Annotated in this window: 18 protein-coding genes, 1 tRNA gene and 1 pseudogene; 13 read left to right on the forward strand and 7 right to left on the reverse strand. The window is 72.6% G+C overall.

Features of this window, described 5'->3' with window-relative positions; translation table 11 throughout:
- Positions 1–29 precede the first annotated feature (29 nt).
- A complete protein-coding gene (locus tag GA0070621_RS26820) occupies positions 30–899 on the reverse strand; it encodes a hypothetical protein (RefSeq protein WP_231920972.1) in 870 nt (289 codons plus the stop codon).
- Positions 900–1,037: 138 nt separating this feature from the next.
- Here GA0070621_RS26820 and metG point away from each other — a divergent pair, with 138 nt between their 5' ends.
- Positions 1,038–2,840 (forward strand): methionine--tRNA ligase, encoded by a 1,803-nt coding sequence (gene metG, locus GA0070621_RS26825; protein WP_091200952.1) that lies wholly within the window; start codon positions 1,038–1,040, stop codon positions 2,838–2,840.
- A 51-nt stretch (positions 2,841–2,891) separates the two neighbouring features.
- Here the strand turns inward: metG and GA0070621_RS26830 are convergent, their stop codons facing one another.
- Entirely contained in the window at positions 2,892–3,743 is an 852-nt protein-coding gene (locus GA0070621_RS26830; protein WP_091200954.1) for an alpha/beta fold hydrolase, read from the reverse strand.
- A 61-nt stretch (positions 3,744–3,804) separates the two neighbouring features.
- On the reverse strand, positions 3,805–5,028 hold the full coding sequence (locus GA0070621_RS26835) for a hypothetical protein (RefSeq protein WP_091202886.1): 1,224 nt from the start codon (positions 5,026–5,028) through the stop codon (positions 3,805–3,807).
- Positions 5,029–5,110: 82 nt separating this feature from the next.
- Between GA0070621_RS26835 and GA0070621_RS26840 the strand changes: the two genes are divergently transcribed.
- Positions 5,111–6,049 (forward strand): TatD family hydrolase, encoded by a 939-nt coding sequence (locus tag GA0070621_RS26840; RefSeq protein WP_091202888.1) that lies wholly within the window; start codon positions 5,111–5,113, stop codon positions 6,047–6,049.
- Positions 6,050–6,103: 54 nt separating this feature from the next.
- On the opposite strand, the gene GA0070621_RS26845 is transcribed toward GA0070621_RS26840, so the two are convergent.
- Both GA0070621_RS26845 and GA0070621_RS26850 read right to left on the reverse strand, forming a co-directional pair.
- Positions 6,104–7,300: a hypothetical protein gene (locus tag GA0070621_RS26845; RefSeq protein WP_091200956.1), complete on the reverse strand. Its 1,197-nt coding sequence runs from the start codon at positions 7,298–7,300 to the stop codon at positions 6,104–6,106.
- Positions 7,297–7,803, reverse strand: a complete 507-nt coding sequence (locus GA0070621_RS26850; protein WP_091200958.1) for a SigE family RNA polymerase sigma factor — start codon at positions 7,801–7,803, stop codon at positions 7,297–7,299. Before GA0070621_RS26850 ends, GA0070621_RS26845 begins: the two co-directional genes overlap by 4 nt.
- A 117-nt stretch (positions 7,804–7,920) precedes the next feature.
- Between GA0070621_RS26850 and rsmA the strand changes: the two genes are divergently transcribed.
- From rsmA to GA0070621_RS26875, 5 genes are all read left to right on the forward strand, one after another.
- Positions 7,921–8,790 carry a 16S rRNA (adenine(1518)-N(6)/adenine(1519)-N(6))-dimethyltransferase RsmA gene (gene rsmA / locus GA0070621_RS26855; protein WP_091200960.1) on the forward strand — a complete coding sequence of 290 codons (870 nt, stop codon included), beginning with the start codon at positions 7,921–7,923 and terminating at the stop codon, positions 8,788–8,790.
- 85 nt (positions 8,791–8,875) lie between these two features.
- Positions 8,876–9,829, forward strand: a complete 954-nt coding sequence (locus tag GA0070621_RS26860) for a 4-(cytidine 5'-diphospho)-2-C-methyl-D-erythritol kinase (protein ID WP_091200962.1) — start codon at positions 8,876–8,878, stop codon at positions 9,827–9,829.
- Between the two features lie 369 nt (positions 9,830–10,198).
- Positions 10,199–11,998 carry an ABC-F family ATP-binding cassette domain-containing protein gene (locus GA0070621_RS26865; RefSeq protein WP_091200964.1) on the forward strand — a complete coding sequence of 600 codons (1,800 nt, stop codon included), beginning with the start codon at positions 10,199–10,201 and terminating at the stop codon, positions 11,996–11,998.
- A gap of 95 nt (positions 11,999–12,093) precedes the next feature.
- Complete coding sequence (locus tag GA0070621_RS26870) at positions 12,094–12,549, forward strand: DUF4383 domain-containing protein (RefSeq protein ID WP_091200966.1); 456 nt, start codon at positions 12,094–12,096, stop codon at positions 12,547–12,549.
- A gap of 113 nt (positions 12,550–12,662) precedes the next feature.
- On the forward strand, positions 12,663–13,136 hold the full coding sequence (locus tag GA0070621_RS26875; protein WP_091200968.1) for a DUF4383 domain-containing protein: 474 nt from the start codon (positions 12,663–12,665) through the stop codon (positions 13,134–13,136).
- A gap of 47 nt (positions 13,137–13,183) precedes the next feature.
- On the opposite strand, the gene GA0070621_RS26880 is transcribed toward GA0070621_RS26875, so the two are convergent.
- Positions 13,184–13,870, reverse strand: a complete 687-nt coding sequence (locus tag GA0070621_RS26880; RefSeq protein WP_157740104.1) for a TetR/AcrR family transcriptional regulator — start codon at positions 13,868–13,870, stop codon at positions 13,184–13,186.
- Between the two features lie 265 nt (positions 13,871–14,135).
- The gene (locus GA0070621_RS26885; RefSeq protein WP_091200972.1) at positions 14,136–15,116 is read right to left on the reverse strand and encodes an acyl-CoA desaturase; all 981 of its coding nucleotides are present in this window, start codon (positions 15,114–15,116) and stop codon (positions 14,136–14,138) included.
- A gap of 321 nt (positions 15,117–15,437) precedes the next feature.
- Between GA0070621_RS26885 and GA0070621_RS26890 the strand changes: the two genes are divergently transcribed.
- From GA0070621_RS26890 to GA0070621_RS26915, 6 genes and pseudogenes are all read left to right on the forward strand, one after another.
- A tRNA-Gln gene (locus GA0070621_RS26890) sits at positions 15,438–15,509 on the forward strand.
- A 105-nt stretch (positions 15,510–15,614) separates the two neighbouring features.
- Positions 15,615–17,150, forward strand: a pseudogene (gene glmU, locus GA0070621_RS26895) (bifunctional UDP-N-acetylglucosamine diphosphorylase/glucosamine-1-phosphate N-acetyltransferase GlmU).
- A gap of 54 nt (positions 17,151–17,204) precedes the next feature.
- Positions 17,205–18,185, forward strand: coding sequence for a ribose-phosphate diphosphokinase (locus GA0070621_RS26900; protein ID WP_091200974.1), 981 nt, complete (start codon positions 17,205–17,207; stop codon positions 18,183–18,185).
- A 296-nt stretch (positions 18,186–18,481) separates the two neighbouring features.
- Complete coding sequence (locus GA0070621_RS26905) at positions 18,482–19,177, forward strand: 50S ribosomal protein L25/general stress protein Ctc (RefSeq protein WP_091200976.1); 696 nt, start codon at positions 18,482–18,484, stop codon at positions 19,175–19,177.
- Between the two features lie 213 nt (positions 19,178–19,390).
- Positions 19,391–19,981, forward strand: coding sequence for an aminoacyl-tRNA hydrolase (gene pth / locus GA0070621_RS26910; RefSeq protein ID WP_091200978.1), 591 nt, complete (start codon positions 19,391–19,393; stop codon positions 19,979–19,981).
- 100 nt (positions 19,982–20,081) lie between these two features.
- The gene (locus GA0070621_RS26915; RefSeq protein WP_091200980.1) at positions 20,082–20,915 is read left to right on the forward strand and encodes an inositol monophosphatase family protein; all 834 of its coding nucleotides are present in this window, start codon (positions 20,082–20,084) and stop codon (positions 20,913–20,915) included.
- Positions 20,916–20,988: the final 73 nt, after the last annotated feature.

Genomic DNA, 20,988 nt, shown 5'->3' on the forward strand with positions numbered 1-20,988 from the left:
GGCGCCCCGTCAACCCCTCCTGACGCCGGTCACCAGGCGGCGGCGAGGAAACCGGCGGTGATCAGCAGCGGGCCGGTCACGGCGACGCCCACCGCCCAGCGGCGGTGTCGCCGGTCCGGCAGCCGGGTGGCGCCGGTCCACCGGGCGATCCCGGCCGCGCAGCCCAGCACCAGTAGCAGCCCGAGCAGCCAGCGCAGGTGCCGGCCGACCCCGGTGTCCGCGTACGCGGTGCCCCCGCCCGGCCCGGTCATCCGGGCGGGCAGGGCGCTGCCGGTGGCGCTGTGGTCGGCCGGCACGCCGCTGACCCGTACCCCGTGCGCGACGAACCGTTCGCCGCCGGCCAGGAAGATCCCCCGGCAGCGCTGGGTCAGGCCGCCGCCGGCACAGTCGGTGATCACCACCGTCCCGCTCGTGGCGTGCCCCGCGGCCAGCCAGAACGGCTCGGCGCTGACCCAGGCGAAGAACGCCGCGAGCAGGCTCAACACCACCAGCACCACCATCGCCGGCAGCGGCTCCGGTGGGCGGGACGGGCGCTGCCGGGACGCCGGCCGGAGCCGCTGCCGGCCCGCCCGCCGGGATGGCTCCGCGCGCAGCGGCGTGCCGTCCCAGTGCACCTCCTCGATGGGTGCCCAGGAGATCCCGCCGACCGGCGTGCCGCCCGGGGTGGGCTGCTGCCAGTGTGGCTGTCGGACCGGCACCCGGCGCGGCACCGCGTCCACCGGCGCCCCGGTGGTCGGCTCCACCTCCGCGGGCGGGTCGGCCGGCTCGACCCGCGGCTGCGGGGCGACGGACCCGCCGCGCGCCGCCGCCCCGGTCCGGGGCGCGGCGGCGTCCTCCGCCGGGGTGGCGGCCGGCCCGTCCTGCTCCGGCGCCGCTGGTCTGCTGGTCACGCCGTTCATTTCACACCGGTACGCGGGGGCGATCGGGCAGCTCAGGCCGCGTGTCGACGACAAATCGGACGACCTGTCCGGGTTGGCTGGCGGGACGTGCCCTATTGGTTCGCGGTCGACCGGAGGCAATCACTACGCTTGCTGCTCATGAGTCACGTTCTCGCCGCGGTTGCCTGGCCCTACGCCAACGGCCCGCGCCACATCGGCCACGTATCCGGATTCGGCGTTCCCTCCGACGTCTTCGCCCGGTACATGCGCATGGCCGGCCACGACGTGCTCATGGTCTCCGGCACCGACGAGCACGGCACCCCGATCCAGGTGCAGGCCGACGCCGAGGGGGTCACCCCGCGCGAGCTGGCCGACCGGTACAACCGGGTGATCGCCGAGGACCTGCGGGCGCTGGGACTGTCGTACGACCTGTTCACCCGCACCACCACCCGCAACCACTACGCGGTGGTGCAGGAGCTGTTCCTCGGGCTGCACCGCAACGGCTACATCATCCCGAAGGTCACCACCGGGGCGATCTCGCCGTCCACCGGCCGTACCCTGCCCGACCGCTACATCGAGGGCACCTGCCCGATCTGCGGCTACGACAGCGCCCGCGGCGACCAGTGCGACAACTGCGGCAACCAGCTCGACCCGATCGACCTGATCAACCCCCGATCGAAGATCAACGGGGAGACGCCGGAGTTCGTCGAGACCGAGCACTTCTTCCTGGACCTGCCGGCCCTGGCCGACGCGCTGCGGCAGTGGCTGGACACCCGGCAGGGGTGGCGGCCCAACGTGCTGCGGTTCTCCAGGAACCTGCTGGACGACCTCCAGCCCCGGGCCATCACCCGCGACCTGGAGTGGGGCGTGCCGATCCCGCTGGACGGCTGGCGCGACCGGTCCGACAAGCGGATCTACGTCTGGTTCGACGCGGTGATCGGCTACCTGTCCGCCTCCATGGAGTGGGCCCGCCGCACCGGCGACCCCGAGGCCTGGCGCAGGTGGTGGTCCGCCGACGCGGAGGGCAAGGACGCCCTTGGCTACTACTTCATGGGCAAGGACAACATCGTCTTCCACTCGGTGATCTGGCCGGCGCTGCTCGGCGGCTACTCCGGGGAGGGGTCACGCGACGGCGAGCCGGGCGAGCTGGGCCGGCTCAACCTGCCCACCGAGGTCGTCTCCAGCGAATACCTGACCATGGAGGGGCGTAAGTTCTCCTCCTCCCGCAAGGTCGTCATCTACGTCCGGGACTTCCTGGAGCGGTACGACGCCGACGCGCTGCGCTACTTCATCGCGGTCGCCGGCCCGGAGAGCAACGACACCGACTTCACCTGGTCGGAGTTCCTCCGCCGCAACAACGACGAGCTGGTCGCCGGCTGGGGCAACCTGGTCAACCGGTCCGTCTCGATGGCGGCGAAGAACTTCGGCGCGATCCCGCCGGTCGACCCGGCCGGGCTCACCGACGCCGACCAGGCGCTGCTCGCCACCGCCCGGGCCGGCTTCGCCACCGTCGGCGACCTGATCGCCAAGCACCGGCAGAAGCAGGCCATCGGCGAGGCGATGCGGGTGGTGGCCGAGGCCAACAAGTACCTGTCGGAGCAGGCGCCCTGGAAGCTCAAGGGCGAGGACGACAAGCCGCGGATGGGCACCATCCTGCACGTCGCCCTCCAGGTGGTCAGCGACGCCAACACGCTGCTCACCCCGTTCCTGCCGCACTCCGCGCAGAAGATCCACGAACTGCTCGGCGGCACCGGCGTACACGCTCCGATGCCGGTGATCGAGGAGGTCAAGGACCTCGACGGCGGGCCGGCGTACCCGGTGCTGACCGGCGACTACACCGTCGGCGCGCGCTGGGAGCCCGTACCCCTGGAGGTGGGTCGGCCGCTCGCGGCGCCGAAGCCGGTGTTCCGCAAGCTCGACCCCTCGATCGTCGACGAGGAGCTGGCCCGACTGGCCGGCTGACCGTACGCGCGGCGGCGCGGCCCGGACTCCCGGGCCGCGCCGCCGGCACGTTCAGGCGCGCGCCATCCGCGACACGCCGATGAATTCCATGATCGCCTGGTTGACCTCTTCGGGGTGGGTCCACGGGATGCCGTGCGGTGCGCCCTTCAGGGCGATCAGCTTCGCGTTCGGCAGCATCGGCGCCAACCGCTGACCGGTCGCCGGGTGGGGCAGCACCGCGTCCTTGTCGCCCTGCACGATCAGCACGGGTACGTCGATCCGGGGCAGGTCGTTGCGGAAGTCCGTCTGCCACGCGTCCACGCAGTCGTGGGTGCCCTTGGCCGACGCCCGCGCGCCGATCTCCCAGTGCCCCCGGAACGCATCGTCGCTGACCCGCTTGCCCTTGTTCTCGTCGAAGTTGAAGAAGCTCTGGCAGAACTGGGTCAGGTAGGCGAACCGGTCGTCGATGATCGCCTGCTGGAAGCCGTCGAAGAGGCCCTTGTCGACCCCCTCCGGGTTGTCCGCCGTCTTCAGCAGGAAGGGCGCCAGCGGGGCCAACAGCACTGCCCGGTCCACCCGGTTCGACCCGTACGTGCCCAGGTAGCGGGTTATCTCGCCGGTGCCCATCGAGTGCCCGATCAGGATCGCGTTGCGCAGGTCCAGCTCGGTCATCAGCACGTCCAGATCGGACGCGAAGGTGTCGTAGTCGTATCCCATGACCGGTTGGGCGGAGGAGCCGAAGCCGCGCCGGTCGTACGTGATCGTCCGGTATCCGGCGTTCAACAGCGGGATGGACACCTTCTCCCAGGTCGCGCCGTTGAACGGGAAGCCGTGGATGAGCACCACCGGCTGGCCCGAGCCGTGGTCCTCGTAGTACAGGTCGATGGGCGCGGAGTTCTCCGTGCCGACGGTTACGAAGGGCATATCGGGTCTCCTGAGCTGGGATGCCGTCGCGGACCCCGGCGGATTCCCGCACTGCCCCCGGTTATGCCCGCGGGTACGGCAGGTCCACCACCTGGTCGTCGGTCACCTCGGCGCCCGGCGCCCAGGTCTCGTAGACGCCCCGCTCGTGGCACTGCGCCCCGGTGGCCACCACCGCGTCCGGGTCCGGCCGGCGCAGCCGCAGCCGCAGCCAGCCCGACTCCTCCCGCAGCACCAGGCAGGGCACCCCGCGCCAGGCGGCGTAGCGCAGCCGCCGGGCCGCCGCCTCCACCGGGTACCGGGCCGCCCGGGTCATCGCCAGCACCCGGAACCCGCCGGGCTGGTCGGCCACCGCCTCGTACTCGTGGTTCCGGTACGCGCCGACGAGCCGCGTGGAGCGGGGCGCGTCGCCGGTCGGCACGTACTCCTGGTCGGGGGAGAGCCCGGGCACCGCGGACAGCAGATGCCGCCACTGCGGGCCGACCATCCGCAGCCAGCCCCGCTGCTCCGCCTGGTAGGTGTAGAGCACCACCTCCACCCCCTCGGCCGGGTAGGCGACCAGGGCGGCGTTGGCCGGCATCGGCAGGTCGGCGAAGTCCCGGGTGACGAACTCCGGGACGAGCTGGGCGTTGCTCGGCACGAACCCGGTACCCAGCACCGGTGGCCCGAGCCGGTCCCGGGGCGGCAGCGCGATGAGCCCCTGGTGCGCCGACCCGACCGGCACGTCGTAGTCGGCCGGATCGGCGGCCCGCCAGCGCAGCGCGTACGCCACGTCGCCGCCCTCGCCGTCGCCGCGCAGCACCGCCAGCCCGGCCGGCGTACGCAGGTGCGCGACATCGTGCTCCCGGTAGCAGAAGCCGTGCGGCAGCAGGCCCCGCACGTAGCCGGCGAGCTGGCGGGCGGACAGCACCTTCACCATCCGGGTGCCCGGCCGGATCACCGCCGAGCCGCGCACCGCGGCCAGCGTCGCGTCCCCGGCCGCCGCCGGCTGCTGGCTGAGCTGGTGCACGTACGACCAGTCGTGCTCCCGGTGCACCGGCATCAGCAGCGGCGCGTCCGCCTCCTCGGTCGGCGGGGTCCCGCCGTGCACCGCGCTCACCTCGGTGGCGTGCACGAACCTCCGCCACGGATGCGCCACGCCCGGCCGGGGCGCCCACTCGAAGCCGGGCACCTCCTCGGCGCTGAACAACTCGTACGCCGCACCCCGGGCGATCTCGTCCGCCGGATGGACGCGGCCGTCGTACGTCACATGCAGCCCGGTTCCGCTGGCCTGAGGGGTGACGGTCACGATCCGCACGGTAAGCGCGACACATGTTGGGGGTGTGAACAGGCGGTGGCGGTCCGGGAACACCGGCCACCGGCGGTGTGTGATGCTGGCCGCGATGACCGAGCAGACCGAAACCCGCAGACAGCGGGCCGCCCGCCGGGCCGGGGAGTTCCCGCCCGCCCCCGAGGCGCTGCCCGTCCCCGTGCTGGACAGCCACACTCACCTCGACATCACCGTGAGCGAATACGGCGTACCTCCGGGCAGCGAGCCGCAGCCGCGTGCGGACGGCGGCGCGAGCGGCGGACCCGTCGACGACCCGGTCGCCGTGGCGGTCGCGGTGGCCGCCGCCGTCGGCGTGGACCGGCTGGTCCAGGTCGGCGTGGACGTCGAGTCGTCCCGCTGGGGCGCCGACGTCGCCGGGCGCCACAGCGCGGTGCTGGCCACCGTGGCGCTGCACCCGAACGAGGCGCCCCGGCTGTCCGACCTGGACGAGGCGCTGCGTGAGATCGAGTCCCTCGCCGCCCGGGACCGGGTACGCGGGATCGGCGAGACCGGGATGGACTTCTTCCGTACCGGGGACGAGGGGCGGGCCGCGCAGGAGGAGAGCTTCCGGGCACACATCGCCATCGCCAAGCGGTACGGCAAGGCACTGGTCATCCACGACCGGGACGCGCACGCCGACGTGCTGCGAATCCTCGACGACGAGGGTGCCCCCGACACCGTCGTCATGCACTGCTTCTCCGGCGACGCCGACTTCGCCCGCGACTGCGTACGCCGGGGCTACCTGCTCAGCTTCGCCGGCACGGTCACCTTCGGCAGCGCCGGGACGCTCCGCGAGGCCGCCGTGGTGACCCCGATCGACCAACTGCTGGTGGAGACCGACGCCCCGTACCTGACCCCGATGCCGCACCGGGGCCGGCCGAACGCGTCGTACCTGATCCCGCTCACCGTCCGGGCCCTGGCCGAGACCACCGGCACCGACCTCGCCACCCTCTGCGCCGCCATCTCCGCCACCGGCGACCGCGCCTTCGGCCCCTGGTGAGAGGAGGGGCCCTTGTCAACAGACGCCTGTCGACAAGGACCCCCTCCTTTCCGGTCAGACGGTCTGGCCGCGCACCCGCAACCAGACCACGCCGTCGGCGACGCTGGTGATCACCTCCCGATCGCCGCTGCGCAGGTCGAGTACCTCCACCGCGTGCGGCGGGGGACCCTGGTAGTGCACCAGCACCGCCCCCTCGGCGAGCGCCGAGACGAGCGACCGGTGCTGGCCCCCGGTCGGGCCGGTCTCGTGGCCGCCGTCCGTCCGGCCCGGCCGGACGTCCGCGTCCCCGACGGGCAACCGGAACCGGGCGCGGACCGAGCCGTCGGCCAAATCGACGCGGACCAGGTCTCCCGGTGCTGCGAGCCCGTCCCGCACCCGCATCACCTGGAACAACACGGTCGTTCCGTCGGCGGCGAGCACCGGGCCGCCCGACAGCTCCTCGTCCGGCCCGAACAGGTCGGATGTGTCAACCCGGACGGTACGCGTGGCACCAGCGGCGTCGATGATCCGCAAGTCGACCGGTGCGTCGTTCGCCCGTGCCTCGGTGGGCCCGAACACAACTCCGCCATCCCTGGTCAACCCCGCCAGCGGTCGCTGCTCATCGGCCGGCAGCGTCACCGGCACCTCCCGCGCGTCCGCCGCCGACAGCAGCGCGGTGACGTCCTCGTCGTCGGCGTCGGCGAGGGCCGCCCAGCGGCTGTCCGCCGACCAGCCAACCACCCGCCGGGTTCCCGTCGGCACTGTCCGGGCGTCCGTGAGGTCACGCAGGACGTATCGACCCCCGGCGTCGGGGTAGGACAGCCATCGTCCGTCCGGCGACAGCGTCGGCACCCGGGGCGCCGCCGGCGGCATCGTCTCCGGCCCGGGAAGCTCGTACTCCCGGCCGTCCTCGGTGATGAGCCGGGGGGCGCAGGGCAGGGCGCACCGCGCGTACAGGACTGAGCCGGCGCCAACGCCCCGGTTGGTGGGCAACGGCGCGGCCTTCCCGTCGTCCTCGCCCACGGTGGCCGGCAGCCACGGCAGGGAAACGGCCAGCGCGGGGCGGTCGGCGGCGACGATCGGCACGTCGCCACCGAACGGGGCCGTCGCCGCGACGACCCCGACCACGGCCAACACCCCCGCCAGTGTGGCCACCGGCGCACCCAGCACCACCCGCCGCCGCCGGCGGGCCGCCCGCAGCACCTGCCCGCCGACGTCGTAGCACGGCACCTCGGCGGCCTTCGTGTGCAACAGCTCCCGCAGCTCGTTCACGCCACAACCTCCAGTTCGGCGAGTTCGGGCGCGATGGCACGTAGGCGCGCCAACGCGTGGTGGGTCTGACTCTTCACCGTGCCGACCGAGCAACCGAGCAGGTCAGCGGTCTCCTGCACCGAGCGGTCCTCGTAGAACCGCAGTACCAGCAGGGCCCGCTGACGGCTGGTCAGCCGGCCCAACGCCTCCCACAGCACCACCCGGCCGACCGCTTCGGCGGCGTCATCGGGCCGGGTCCGCTCCGGCACTCCCCCGACCGGGTGGATCCTCAACCGGCGCCACCGGCGCCACCGACTGGTGGCCTCGTTCACCATCACCCGCCGGACGTAGGCCACCGGATCGTCGTAGCCGGAGACCCGGCGCCAGCGCACCGCGGTCTTCGTCAACGCGGACTGCACCAGGTCCTGGGCGTCGGCATGATTGCCGGCCAGTAGATAGGCCAGCCGCGACAGCGTCGCCGTGTTGCTTCTGACGAACTCCGACAAGCCTTCGAAGGCATCCATCAGCGCCTCCTTTCGGACCTACACACGATCCACAACCCGATCGGGTTGGTGGGGTGCGCCGCTTTCTGCCCCACCTGGCCCGCCCGACCGGGGTCGCTGGCCGTAGGCTCTGGTTCCGTGACCGGTCTCCTCGGCCCGGCGGAGATCCGGGAACTCGCCGCGCGCCTCGGCGTGACGCCGACCAAGAAGCTCGGCCAGAACTTCGTGCACGACCCCAACACGGTCCGCCGGATCGTCGCCAGCGCGGGGCTCGCCCCCGACGACGTGGCGCTGGAGGTCGGCCCTGGGCTCGGCTCGCTCACCCTGGCCCTGCTCCCGGCCGCCGCGCACGTGCACGCCGTGGAACTCGACCCGACGCTGGCCGCCGCGCTGCCGGAGACCGCCGCCCGGTTCGCCGGCCCGGACGCCGCCCGGCTCACCGTGCACCCCGCCGACGCGCTGCGGGTCACCGCCGCCGAACTGGCCGACCCGGCGCCCACCGCGCTGGTGGCGAACCTGCCGTACAACGTGGCCGTGCCGGTGGTGCTGCACCTGCTCGCCGAGCTGCCCACCCTGCGGCACGGCCTGGTGATGGTGCAGAAGGAGGTCGCCGACCGGCTCGTCGCCGGTCCCGGCTCGAAGGTGTACGGCATCCCCTCGGTCAAGCTCGCCTGGTACGCCCGGTCCCGAGCCGCCGGCAAGGTCCCGCCGAACGTGTTCTGGCCGGTGCCGAACGTCGACTCCGGGCTGGTCGCCTTCACCCGCCGGGAGCCGCCCCGCGCCGACGTACGCCGGGAGGCGGTCTTCGCGGTGGTGGACGCGGCGTTCGCGCAGCGCCGCAAGACCCTGCGTGCCGCCCTGGCCGGCTGGGCCGGCGGCGCGGACCGGGCGGCTGCCGCGCTCACCGCCGCCGGCGTCGACCCGGGTGCCCGTGGCGAGTCGCTGACCGTGGAGCAGTTCGCCGCCGTCGCCGCGTCGGCCCCGACCGCGCCCGGCCCGGCCCAGTAGGCTGGGCGCCGTTGCCCGACCCCGCCGAGGAGTTGATCGTGGAGAAGCCGTTCGACATCCGCCTGTGCCCGCGGGACATCGTCCCGTGACCGAGGCCTGGCGACCGGACGACGAGGGCGAGCAGCGGCGCGGGGCCGGCGGGCCGGTCAAGGTCCGGGTGCCCGCCAAGGTCAACCTGCATCTGGGGGTGGGGCCGCTGCGCCGGGACGGCTACCACGAGCTGAACACCGTCTACCACGCGATCTCCATCTACGACGAGTTGACCGCCCGGCGCGGCGACACCCTCACCCTCACCATGGAGGGCGAGGGCACCGGCGAGCTGGCCCTCGACGACTCCAACCTGGCGATCCGGGCCGCCCACGCGCTCGCCGGTTACGCCGGTGTCCTGCCACACGCCCGGCTGCACCTGCGCAAGCAGATCCCCCTCGCCGGCGGGCTGGCCGGCGGCAGCGCCGACGCCGCCGCCGCGTTGGTGGCCTGCGACGCGCTCTGGGGCACCGGACTGTCCCGGGAACAGTTGGGCGGCATCGCCGCCGATCTCGGCTCCGACGTGCCGTTCCTGATCCATGGGGGCACCGCTCTCGGCACGGGCCGGGGCGAGGCGGTCAGCCCGGTGCTCGCCCGACCCACGTCCTGGCACTGGGTGGTGGCGGTCGCCGACGGCGGCCTCTCCACCCCGGCCGCATACCGGGAGCTGGACCGGCTCCGCGACGCCGGCGCCGCCGGGGAGCCGCTGGGCAGCACCGACACGTTGCTCGCCGCGTTGCGCCAGCGCGATCCGCGGGTCCTCGCCGCCGCCCTGGGCAACGACCTCCAGGACGCCGCGCTGGCCATGCGTCCCGCGCTCGCCGAGACCCTGAAGGCCGGCGAGACGGCCGGCGCGCTCGCCGGCATTGTCTCCGGCTCCGGCCCGACCTGCGTCTTCCTCGCCACCAACGAGGCGGACGCCGGGCGGATCGCCGCCGAACTGGAGGCCGCCGGGGTGTGCCGGGAGGCCCGGGTCGCCCACGGCCCGGTCGCCGGCGCCCGCGTCGTCTGACCGCCGGGACGCCCGGTCCGGCCGGCCCCGCCCAGCCGGGCTCCGGCCCGTCCAGCCGGTTCCGGCCCGTCCGGCCAGGGGTCGGCACCCGTCCGGCCCAGCAAGATCGGCTCGGCGTCGCCGATGTGGCGGTATCCCGGTGACCTGGATACCGCGAGGTCGGCGATCTGGCGGTATCCCCGTGAGCCGGACACCGCCAGGCCGGCGATCTGCGTGCGGAGCGCCCGGCGGGCGGAACAAACCGGGCGGCGGGGGTCGTTGAGCCGCAACGGGGCCTGACGTCCGTCGGGCGGATCCGCGTACCCTGAGGGGCCAGGCGTCCCCAGGTGCCACCGGCACCGGGACGCCTTGATCATGAAAGGTGGGGGAGTGGCCAACATCGTCAACCTGGACCGGGTGTCCAAGGGGTACGGCGCCGCCGGGCCGCTGCTCACCGACGTCTCGCTCGGCCTCGACGACGCCGACCGGGTCGGCGTCGTCGGCCTCAACGGCGCCGGGAAGTCCACCCTGCTGCGGCTGCTCACCCGCATCGAGGAACCCGACGACGGCCGGGTCACCCACCGCCGCGACCTGCGGGTTTCCTGGCTGCCGCAGACCCTGAACCTAGCGCCCGACGCCACCGTCCGCGACGTCGTCCTGGGCACCGCCTGGCTCGGCGAGAGCATGGGCGCCGAGCACGAGTGGGCCGGCGACGCCGGCGTGCGGGCCATCCTCGACGGCCTCGGCATGCCGCATCTCGGCCTCGACGCGCCCGTCGGCCCGATGTCCGGCGGCGAGCGCCGCCGCGTCGCCCTCGCCGCGCTGCTGGTCCGCGACGCCGACCTGCTCATCCTCGACGAGCCCACCAACCACCTCGACGTCGGTGGCGTCGACTGGCTGGCGAGACACCTGGTCACCCGCAAGGGCTCGCTCGTCGTGGTCACCCACGACCGGTGGTTCCTCGACGCCGTCTGCACCACCACCTGGGAGGTCGCCGACCAGACCGTCCGGGCGTACGAGGGCGGCTTCGCCGCCTGGACCCTCGCCCGGGTCGAGCGGCAGCGGGTCGCCGCGGCCACCGAGGCCCGCCGGCAGAACCTGCTCCGCAAGGAGATCGCCTGGTTGCGCCGGGGTGCGCCGGCGCGTACCTCGAAGCCCAAGTTCCGCATCGAGGCGGCCAACGCGCTCATCGCCGACGTCCCGCCGCCGCGCGACACCATGTCGCTGCAACGGCTCGCCACCGCCCGGCTCGGCAAGCAGGTGTACGACCTGGACCAGGTCACCCTGTACGCCGGGCCGAAGGAGATCCTGCACGACGTCACCTGGCAGGTCGGCCCCGGCGACCGGGTCGCCATCCTGGGCCGCAACGGCGCCGGCAAGACCACCCTGCTGCGGATGCTGGCCGGCGTCACCCGCCCCGACGGCGGGCGACTCACCACGGGGCAGACCGTGCGGCCCGCCTTCCTCTCCCAGGAACTCGCCGAACTCCCCGGCCACCTGCGCGTCCTGGAGGCCGTCGAGGAGGTGGCCCGGCGCGTCCAGTTCGGCGACCGGGAGATCAGCGCCGCCCAGCTCGCCGAGATCTTCGGCTTCGACGACCGGCGGCTCTGGACCCCGGTCAGCGACCTCTCCGGCGGCGAACGCCGCCGGCTGCAGCTGCTCCGGCTGCTCGCCGGCGAGCCCAACGTGCTCCTCTTCGACGAGCCCACCAACGACCTGGACACCGACACCCTCGCCGCGCTGGAGGACCTGCTCGACTCCTGGCCCGGCACCATCGTCGTGGCCAGCCACGACCGCTATCTGATCGAGCGGGTCGCCGACGTGGCGTACGGGATGTTCGGCGACGGGCGGCTGGTGCACCTGCCGGGCGGGGTCGACGAGTACCTGGCCCGGGCCGCCGCGGGCGGAGGCCCGGCGCCCGCCGACCTCACCCCGGCCGCGGCCGTTCCGGACCGCGAGGGCATGTCCGCCGCCGAGGTACGTACCGCGAAGAAGGAACTCGGCAGGCTGGAGCGGCAGATCGCCAAGCTGGAGCAGAAGGAGGCCGACCTGCTCGACCGGCTCGCCACGCACGCCACCGACTACGCGAAGGTGGCCGAGCTGGACGCCCAGCTGAAGGAGCTGCGGGCCGAGCGGGAACGCACCGAGGATGCCTGGCTCAGCCTCGCCGAGGAACTGCCGGCCGGCTGACCTCGACCTTGGGGTGGGGGGTGTGCGGCGTCACAACCCGTCGTGCGGGACAATCGCTGGCGACCCCGCATCCGAACGGTCTTGGAGACGCAGAGATGGCCCACACCCCCGTCAACCACCCCGCGCGGCCGGTCTACCGGGCGATCGGCGGGCTCGTTGGTCTGTACTTCGTCCTCTTCGGCGTGATCGGCCTCATCGCGAGCGCCGGTAACGACGTGCTCGCCCAGGACGACACGAAGGCCCTCGGCCAGGGCACCAACCTCGGCTTCTCGCTGCTCTCGATCGTGCTCGGGGCCGTGATCCTGCTCGGCGTCGTGATCGGCCGCAACCTCGACGTCGCCATCAACCAGTGGCTCTCCTACGCGCTGATGGCCCTTGGCCTGGCCGAGCTGGCCTTCCTGCAGACCGACGCCAACATCTTCAACTTCTCGATCATGACCGTGGTCGTGGTGCTGACCCTCGCCATGGTGCTCCTGATGGCCGGCATGTACGGCAAGGTCGGCACCGACGAGGAGAAGGAAGCCTGGCAGAAGGCCCGGCTCGTGCTCTGACCGCAGTCCTGTCCGAAGGCCCGGCTCGTGCCGGGCCTTTGGCGTTTCCGGGTACGCAGCCGAGTGACACGGAGGACAATCTCCCCGAAACGGTCATTCGGCTGGAGGTCCCCATGGCGCACATCCCGGTGAACCACCCCGCACGGCCGCTCTACCGGGTCCTGGCCGGACTGATCGGGCTCTACATCCTGACGTTCGGGGTGTACGGGGTCGTCCTCACCTGGGACAGGGGCCTCTTCGGCCGGGGCAGCGACTGGGCGCTCGGACTCCGGACCAACCTGGCCTTCTCCGTGGTCTCCGTGGTCTTCGGCGCGTTCCTGCTGATCGGGGCGTCCCGGCGCGGCAACCTCGGCCACTACATGAACCTGACCGCCGGGGCGGTCTTCCTGTTCACCGGCCTGCTCATGATGTCCCTGCTCCAGACGCAGGCGAACTTCCTCAACTTCTCGATGTCCACCGTCATCGTGTCGCTGCTGTTCGGGCTGGTCCTGCTCGCCACCGGCCTCTACGACAAGGTCGGTCCCCCCGAGCACGCGACGACGGAACTCGAACGCCGCCTCCACCCGGTCGCCGAGCAGCACCGCTGACCCGGCCGCCGCCACACCGTCACTACGCACCCGGCCCGGCCGGATGCTCAGCCCGGCTTCCGGAACGTGATCAGGCCCGGCTTCGCCTCCAGATGCGACAGCCCGTTCCAGGCCAGGTTCACCAGGTGCGCCGCGACAGTCTCCTTCCGCGGCTTGCGTACCTCCAGCCACCAGCGGCCGGTCAACGCCACCATGCCCACCAGCGCCTGCGAGTACAGCTCGGCCAGCTTCGGGTCGTACCCCCGGCTGGAGAACTCCGCGCCCAGGATGTGCTCCACCTGGTGCGCCACATCGTTCATCACGCTGCTGAAGTTGCCCGTCGCCGACATCAGCGGAGACTCCCGGACCAGCACCCGGAACCCGCTGGTCTCCTCCTCGATGTACGTCAGCAGCGTCAACGCCGCCTGCTCCAGCAACTCCCGCGGATGCCCCGCGGTCAGCGCGCTGGTGATCCGGTCCAGCAGCGACCGGACCTCGCGGTCCACCACCACCGCGTACAGGCCCTCCTTGCCGCCGAAGTGCTCGTACACCACCGGCTTGGAGACCTTGGCCCGGGCGGCCACCTCCTCGATCGAGGTGGCGTCGAACCCGCGCTCGGCGAAGATCTGTCGGGCGATCGAGATCAGCTGCTCACGGCGCTGCGCCGCGGACATCCGTACCCGGGAAGAGGACTTGGCCGCCGGGACCGCCCGCCGCCGGGCCTTGCCGGCGTCGTTGCCCGGAACCTCGGCCATCTCGTCCCCTCGCCGGCGCTCGGTGACGCCCTGCCGTGGGATCTGCCCGCTCATGCCGCCGCCTCGCTTCGCTCGCCGCCGTCATGAGGCTGCCCAGCGCTGCACTGATGATTCGCTCGCTGACGCTCGCTCATCGGGATGCCTCGCCGGTCCGTGGCCCGGCCGGGTCGCCAGCCGGGCGGCGCTGAAGCTCGGTCACCCGGCCATCCTGCCAGGCCGCCGCACGGTTGGCTGGCCGATCACCGCCGCGCCCCCGGGCGACCGGTCACCGATGCGGCTCCGTCGGCGTGCCCTGGGCCTGCCCCGAGTCCACCAGCTTCGCGGTGATCCGCTCCGGTTTCGGCCACCGGACCGCCCACACCGCGCCGGTCCGCTCCAGCAGCCAGATCACCCGCGCCGACGGGTCGAACTGACCCCGCAGCACCCCGTGCCGCGCGCTGGTCGGCTCGGCGTGGTGCAGGTTGTGCCAGCTCTCTCCGAACGACAGCAGCGCCAGCGGCCAGAAGTTCGCGGCCCGGTCGCCCTGGCGTACCGCGAACGGACGCTCCCCGTAGACGTGGCAGACCGAGTTGATCGCCCAGGTGACGTGATGCAGCAGCGCGATCCGGACCAGCCCGCCCCAGAAGAACGCGGTCAGCACACCCTGCCATGATCCGGTGAGCAGCCCGCCCATCGCCGCCGGCCCGAGCAACGAGACCAGCACCAGCATCGGGAAGATCCGGTCGACCCGGCGGATGGCCGGATCGGCGAGCAGGTCCGGGGCGAAGCGCTCCCGGTTGGACAACTCCCGGTTGAACAGCCAGCCCACGTGCGCGTGGAACATCCCGCGGGTCAGCCCGCGTACGCTCTCCCCGAACCGCCACGGCGAGTGCGGGTCGCCCTCCAGGTCGGAGAAGGCGTGGTGCCGGCGGTGGTCGGCCACCCACTGGATGACCTCGCCCTGCACCGCGAACGAACCGGCCACCGCGAGCGACATCCGCAGCCCGGGCTTCGCCTTGAACGAGCCGTGGGTGAAGTAGCGGTGGTAGCCGACGGTGACGCCGAGGCCGGAGAGCATGTACCAGAAGACGGCCACGCCGATGTCGCTCCAGGCCAGCCAGCCGCCCCAGGCCACGGGGACGGCGGCGAGCAGGGCGACGAACGGGATGACCACGAAGGCCCAGAGTGCGATCAGGATGCCCCGGGACTGGTGACCCTGGGTCAGTGGCTTGGGTCCGGTGTTCGGGTCGGTCAGGGCGGTCGCCATGACACCTCCCAGGAAGACTGGTTACGCCTACGTCACCGTAACCAGCGGGCGGCCACGCCGCATCGGACAGTCCCAATCGTGAATGGCCGACGTGTCGTACGCCCGTACGGGTTTGCCGCGGCGTTCCCCCGCCCGAGCGGACCCGCGCTCCGCCAAGATCCACACCGAGAACCCCGAAAATGGCCTTTCAGGCAGGCGGCGACGCCACACCTTCCCGGAAAACGGGTGCCTCGGGAGTGCCGTGGACGGCCTGGCGGCAGGTGCGCCGCCAGGTGCGGGTAGCCCGGGACCGGACGTCACGCGCTAAGCTGTCGGCGACCTTCGGCCGTGGTGTAATTGGCAACACCCAAGATTTTGGCTCTTGAGTTTCAGGTTCGAATCCTGGCGGCCGAGCAAGTTCCGGGTGCGAATCCCGCCTTGTCGGGGTATTCGGTGGCCTCCACCGCGGTCTGGTTAGCATGGCCGCGAGACTGTCGCCGTCCCGACGGGAGCCACGTCGTGTCCCAGCCCCACCTCCGCACCGTTGTCGTGCTCGCCGCCGGTGAGGGCAAGCGGATGAAGTCGTCCCTGCCCAAGGTGCTGCACCCGCTGCTCGGTCGTACTCTGCTCGGACACGTACTGGCGGCGGCCGATCCGTTGGCGGCGGACCGCACGGTGGTGGTGGTCGGGCACGGCGCCGACCAGGTGCGGACGCACCTGGCCGAGGTCGCCCCCGAGGCCACTCCGGTGCTCCAGGAGCGACAGCTCGGCACCGGGCACGCGGTCCGGATCGCGCTCGACGCGGTGCCGGACGTCACCGGCACGGTGGTGGTGATCAACGGTGACGTGCCGCTGCTGCGGCCGGAGACCGTGCGGGCCCTGGTCGAGGCGCACGAGGACGCCGACGCCGCCGCGACCGTGCTCGCCGCCGAGGTGCCCGACCCGACCGGACTGGGTCGGATCGTGCGGGACGCCGAGGGGCGGCTGGAGCAGATCGTCGAGGAGCGCGACGCCACCCCCGCCCAGCGCGCGCTGCGCGAGATCAACGCGGGCATCTACGCGTTCGACGTGGCGCGGCTGCGGGACGCGCTGGGCAAGCTCTCCACCGACAACGACCAGGGTGAGGAGTACCTGACCGACGTGTTCGGGCTGCTCCGGGACGCCGGTGAGCCGGTGGCGGTGCACTGCGCCGCCGACCACGTGGAGACGCTGGGCTGCAACGACCGGGTCGAGCTGGCCGGGCTCCGCCAACTGCTGCGGGACCGGGTGAACGAGGGCTGGATGCGGACCGGGGTGAGCATCCTCGATCCGCACACCACCTGGATCGACGTGACGGTGACCGTCGAGCGGGACGCGGTGATCGACCAGAACACCCAGCTCCAGGGCGCGACCGTGGTCGGCGCGGGCGCGATGGTCGGCCCGGACACCACGTTGATCGACACCACGGTCGGCGCGGGCGCCAGCGTGCTGCGCAGCCACGCGGTGGGCGCCGAGGTCGGTCCGCGGGCCACCGTGGGGCCGTTCGCGTACCTGCGGCCGGCCGCGCGCCTCGCCGAGAAGGCCAAGGTGGGCACGTTCGTCGAGGTGAAGAACTCCCAGGTGGGGGCGGGCGCCAAGGTGCCGCACCTGTCGTACGTGGGGGACGCGACGATCGGGGCGAAGGCGAACATCGGCGCGGCGACGATCTTCGTGAACTACGACGGGGTGAACAAGCACCACACCACGGTCGGCGAGGGCGCCTTCGTCGGGTGTGACACCAACCTGATCGCGCCGGTCGAGGTGGGCGCCGGGGCGTACGTCGCGGCGGGCAGCGCGATCAGCCAGGACGTCCCGCCGGGAGCGCTCGGGGTGACCCGCGCGCCGCAGCGCAACATCGACGGCTGGGTGGCCCGGAAGCGGCCCGGCACGGTCTCGGCCGAGGCGGCGGAACGGGCCCAGCGGGCCGGCGAGGATGCGTCGGGCGGGGGCGGGGCCGCAAGTGAAGGTGACTGAATCCACGAGGGTGCCGAGTCCGTAGGCGGCTCGGTGAACCCGGGGGATACTGCAACCGAATAGTCCCCGGCTCCACCGCCGCCGGGAACGACCGACAAAACGGGAGCAGACGGGCCCATGGGCAGCATCGTCGCCGAAAACCGCAAGAGCCTGATGCTCTTCTCCGGACGGGGCTTTCCGGAGCTGGCCAAGGAGATCGGTGAGGTGCTCGGCGTCGCGCCGACGCCCACCGACTCGTACGAGTTCGCCAACGGTGAGCTTTTCGTACGGTACAAGGACTCGGTGCGCGGTTCGGACGCCTTCGTGGTGCAGTCCGTGACGCACGGGGTGAACACCTGGGTCATGGAGACCCTGATCATGGTCGACGCGCTGAAGCGCGGCTCGGCCAAGCGGATCACCGTGGTGCTGCCGTACTACCCGTACTCCCGGCAGGACAAGAAGCACCGGGGCCGGGAGCCGATCTCGGCGCGGCTGGTGGCCGACCTGCTGAAGACCGCGGGTGCCAACCGGATCCTCACGGTCGACCTGCACACCGCGCAGATCCAGGGCTTCTTCGACGGCCCGGTGGACCACCTGTTCGCGATGGACGTGCTCGCCGAGTACGTGGAGCACAAGTACGCGGGCCGTCCGATGACGGTGGTGGCGCCGGACTCGGGCCGGGTACGGGTGGCGGAGCGCTGGACGGACCGGCTGGGCGGTTGCCCGCTGGCCTTCATCCACAAGACCCGGGACCCGCTGAAGCCGAACCAGGTGGTGGCGAACCGGGTGGTCGGTGAGGTGGAGGGCCGGGTCTGCCTGATCGTCGACGACATGATCGACACCGGTGGCACGATCACCAAGGCCGCCGACATCCTGAAGGATTCCGGTGCCGCGGAGATCCTGGTCGCGTCCACCCACGCGCTGCTGTCGGACCCGGCGACCGAGCGGCTGAAGAACAGCCCGATCAGCGAGGTCGTGGTGACCAACACGCTGCCGCTGCCGCCCGAGAAGCAGCTCGACAAGCTCACCGTACTGTCGATCGCGCCGCTGCTGGCCCGGGCGATCCGGGAGGTCTTCGACGACGGGTCGGTGACCACCCTCTTCGGTGGCCTGAGCTGACTCTCCGCCGCCCGGCGGTCGTCGCGGACGGCCGCCGGCGGTGCGGCGGTTGCCCTGCGGCCCCGTCGGAACGGTGATATGGGGGACTGCCGGAAAGCTCGGAATCGGCTCGGGTAGACTGGTGCGGTTGCCACGGCGAGGGTGCCCTGCGGGCCGCTGAAGAAGCGCCGCACGGAGGCGCCGTCATCGACGCGGTGCTCCGGGCAGTCGATCATGACGCATGAGCCCCCAGCGAGCCCCTCGCCCAGCACCGCCAGACGACAAGCCGCCAGCAGCGAAGCATCAGGAGTTTCCCCGTGTCCGAGGTAAAGATCAGCGCCGAGCCCCGTACCGAGTTCGGCAAGGGTGGTGCCCGTCGTACCCGCCGGGCCGGCAAGGTGCCCGCCGTGCTGTACGGCCACGGCGAGAAGCCCAAGCACATCGCGCTCCCGGCGCGTGAGTTCGCCGCCGCGATCCGCAAGGGCGGGGCGAACCAGCTCTTCGCGATCGAGGTCAGCGACGGCACCCAGGTGCTGGCGCTGCCGAAGGCGATCCAGCGTGACCCGATCAAGGACACCTTCGAGCACGTCGACCTGCTGCTGGTCCGCCGCGGCGAGAAGGTCACCGTCGAGGTTCCGGTCGAGCTGACCGGCGAGGCCGCGCAGGACACCCTGATCGTGCACGACCACGACACCCTCTCGGTGACCGCCGACGCCACCAAGGTGCCGGACCACCTGGAGGCCTCGATCGCGGGCGCCGAGCCGGGCGTCCAGGTCACCGCCGCTGACGTCCAGCTGCCGGCCGGTGTCGAGCTGGCCGCCGACCCGGAGCTGCCGGTCGCCACGGTGACCGCCGCCCCGACCGCCGAGCAGCTTGAGGCGACCCTCCCCGAGGTCGAGGAGGCCGCCGAGGAGGCCGAGGCGGAGGTCGGCGAGGAGACCGCCGAGGCGCCCGAGGGCGTGCCGGCCGCCGAGGCCGAGGAGGCCGCGGCCGAGGCGAAGACCGAGGCCTGATCGGTCCACTGGCTGTGCGACAGGCGTCCCCGGTTCCCGGGGGCGCCTGTCGGCGTATCGGGGACGGCCGCCGGGTGACGGCCCGCGCGACGGCTTCCGGCCGTGGCGCGGCGGCGGACGCGCCGGGCCGGGGTGGTCGGACGACGGCTTCGAGGGCGTGGCGCGGCGACGGACGCGCCGAGCTGTCGTCGCAGGTGACGGAAGGGGCGAGGCGTGACGGACGAGGCGGGGCCGTGGCTGGTGGTCGGCCTGGGCAACCCCGGCCGGGAGTACGCGGGTAACCGGCACAACGTCGGCTTCATGGTGGCCGACCTGCTGGCCGGCCGGGTAGGGGCCAGGTTCGGGCGGCACAAGCGCGTGGTGGCGGAGGCCGCCGAGGGGCGGCTCGGGTTCGGCGGGCCGAAGCTGGTGCTGGTGAAGCCGCTGACGTACATGAATCTTTCCGGCGGCCCGGTGGCCGGGCTGGCGCAGTTCCACAAGATCCCGCCGGCGCGGGTGATCGCCGTGCACGACGAGCTGGACATCCCGTACGGGCAGGTGCGGGTGAAGTGCGGCGGCGGCGAGGGCGGGCACAACGGTCTGCGCTCGATGTCGAAGTCGCTGGGCACGAAGGACTACGTGCGGGTGCGGTTCGGCGTCGGCCGGCCGCCGGGGCGGCAGGATCCGGCCGACTTCGTGCTGTCGGACTTCTCCTCGGTGGAGCGCAAGGAGTTGGAGTTCCTGGTCGACCGGGCGGCCGACGTGGTGGAGTCGGTGGTCACCCGCGGGGTGGAGCCGACGCAGAACCTGTACCACGGCGGGTGAGTTCCGGGCGGGCCTGCCTGGTCCGGCGGGTACGGGCCGATAGTCTGCGCCTTTCCGCCGGCTGAACGGCCGGCTGACGGCGGACGACGGGAGCGGAACCATGGGCAGTCCTCCGATGATCGACGGAGCGTTCGCCCGGTGGCTGGCGGCGCGGGCCGGGCAGGCGCTGATGAACCTGCGTGCGGAGATGGGCTTCGCGGACCCGGGGGCGTTGAAGTCGGCCGGGGACAAGGTCTCGCACGACCTGATCCGTACCGAGCTGGCGAGGTGGCGGCCGGCGGACGCGGTGCTGTCGGAGGAGGACGAGGGCTCCCGGCTGGCCTGGACCGCCGAGGTGAGTTCCGACGTGGTGTCCCGGCTGACCGCGGACCGGGTGTGGATCATCGATCCGCTGGACGGTACCCGGGAGTTCGCCGAGGACGGCCGGTCGGACTGGGCGGTGCACGTGGCGCTCTGGGCGCGGAGCGCGCCGACGCCGCACGGCCTGGTCGCGGGCGCGGTGGGGCTGCCGGCGCAGCACCGGGTGCTGGGCACCGACTACCCGCCGGCGTACCCCCCGATGACGTTGGAGGCGGCGACCTCGGGCGGCGCGCGGACCATCCGGTTGGCGGCGAGTCGTAGCCGTCCGCCGGTATTCCTGACCGATCTGGCAGCGGACGTCGGCGCTCATCTGGTGCCGATGGGCTCCGCGGGGGCGAAGATCGCCGCTGTGGTCACCGGTGAGGTCGACGCGTACATCCACGCCGGCGGCCAGTACGAGTGGGACTCGGCCGCCCCGGTCGCTGTGGCGACGGCCACCGGACTGCACGCTTCCCGGATCGACGGTTCTGCGCTGAAATACAACGAGGCCGATCCCCGCCTGCCGGACCTGTTGGTCTGCCGGAAGGATCTCGCCAGCCGGTTGCTTGCAGCGTTGCAGCGGCATTCCGGGTAGCCTGAGCGTTCATCTTTACGACTCCGACCGGAAAGGTCTGGAATCCCGATGTGCGGATCCGAGCGAAGCGAGT

Source organism: Micromonospora narathiwatensis, assembly GCF_900089605.1.
GTDB classification, from domain to species: domain Bacteria; phylum Actinomycetota; class Actinomycetes; order Mycobacteriales; family Micromonosporaceae; genus Micromonospora; species Micromonospora narathiwatensis.

Coding starts and splice junctions, on each gene's coding strand:
- GA0070621_RS26820 (WP_231920972.1), bottom strand. CDS start 899: ATGAACGGCGTGACCAGCAGACCAGCGGCGCCGGAGCAGGACGGGCCG.
- metG (WP_091200952.1), top strand. CDS start 1,038: ATGAGTCACGTTCTCGCCGCGGTTGCCTGGCCCTACGCCAACGGCCCG.
- GA0070621_RS26830 (WP_091200954.1), bottom strand. CDS start 3,743: ATGCCCTTCGTAACCGTCGGCACGGAGAACTCCGCGCCCATCGACCTG.
- GA0070621_RS26840 (WP_091202888.1), top strand. CDS start 5,111: ATGCTGGCCGCGATGACCGAGCAGACCGAAACCCGCAGACAGCGGGCC.
- GA0070621_RS26850 (WP_091200958.1), bottom strand. CDS start 7,803: ATGGATGCCTTCGAAGGCTTGTCGGAGTTCGTCAGAAGCAACACGGCG.
- GA0070621_RS26870 (WP_091200966.1), top strand. CDS start 12,094: ATGGCCCACACCCCCGTCAACCACCCCGCGCGGCCGGTCTACCGGGCG.
- GA0070621_RS26875 (WP_091200968.1), top strand. CDS start 12,663: ATGGCGCACATCCCGGTGAACCACCCCGCACGGCCGCTCTACCGGGTC.
- GA0070621_RS26880 (WP_157740104.1), bottom strand. CDS start 13,870: ATGGCCGAGGTTCCGGGCAACGACGCCGGCAAGGCCCGGCGGCGGGCG.
- GA0070621_RS26885 (WP_091200972.1), bottom strand. CDS start 15,116: ATGGCGACCGCCCTGACCGACCCGAACACCGGACCCAAGCCACTGACC.
- GA0070621_RS26900 (WP_091200974.1), top strand. CDS start 17,205: ATGGGCAGCATCGTCGCCGAAAACCGCAAGAGCCTGATGCTCTTCTCC.
- GA0070621_RS26915 (WP_091200980.1), top strand. CDS start 20,082: ATGGGCAGTCCTCCGATGATCGACGGAGCGTTCGCCCGGTGGCTGGCG.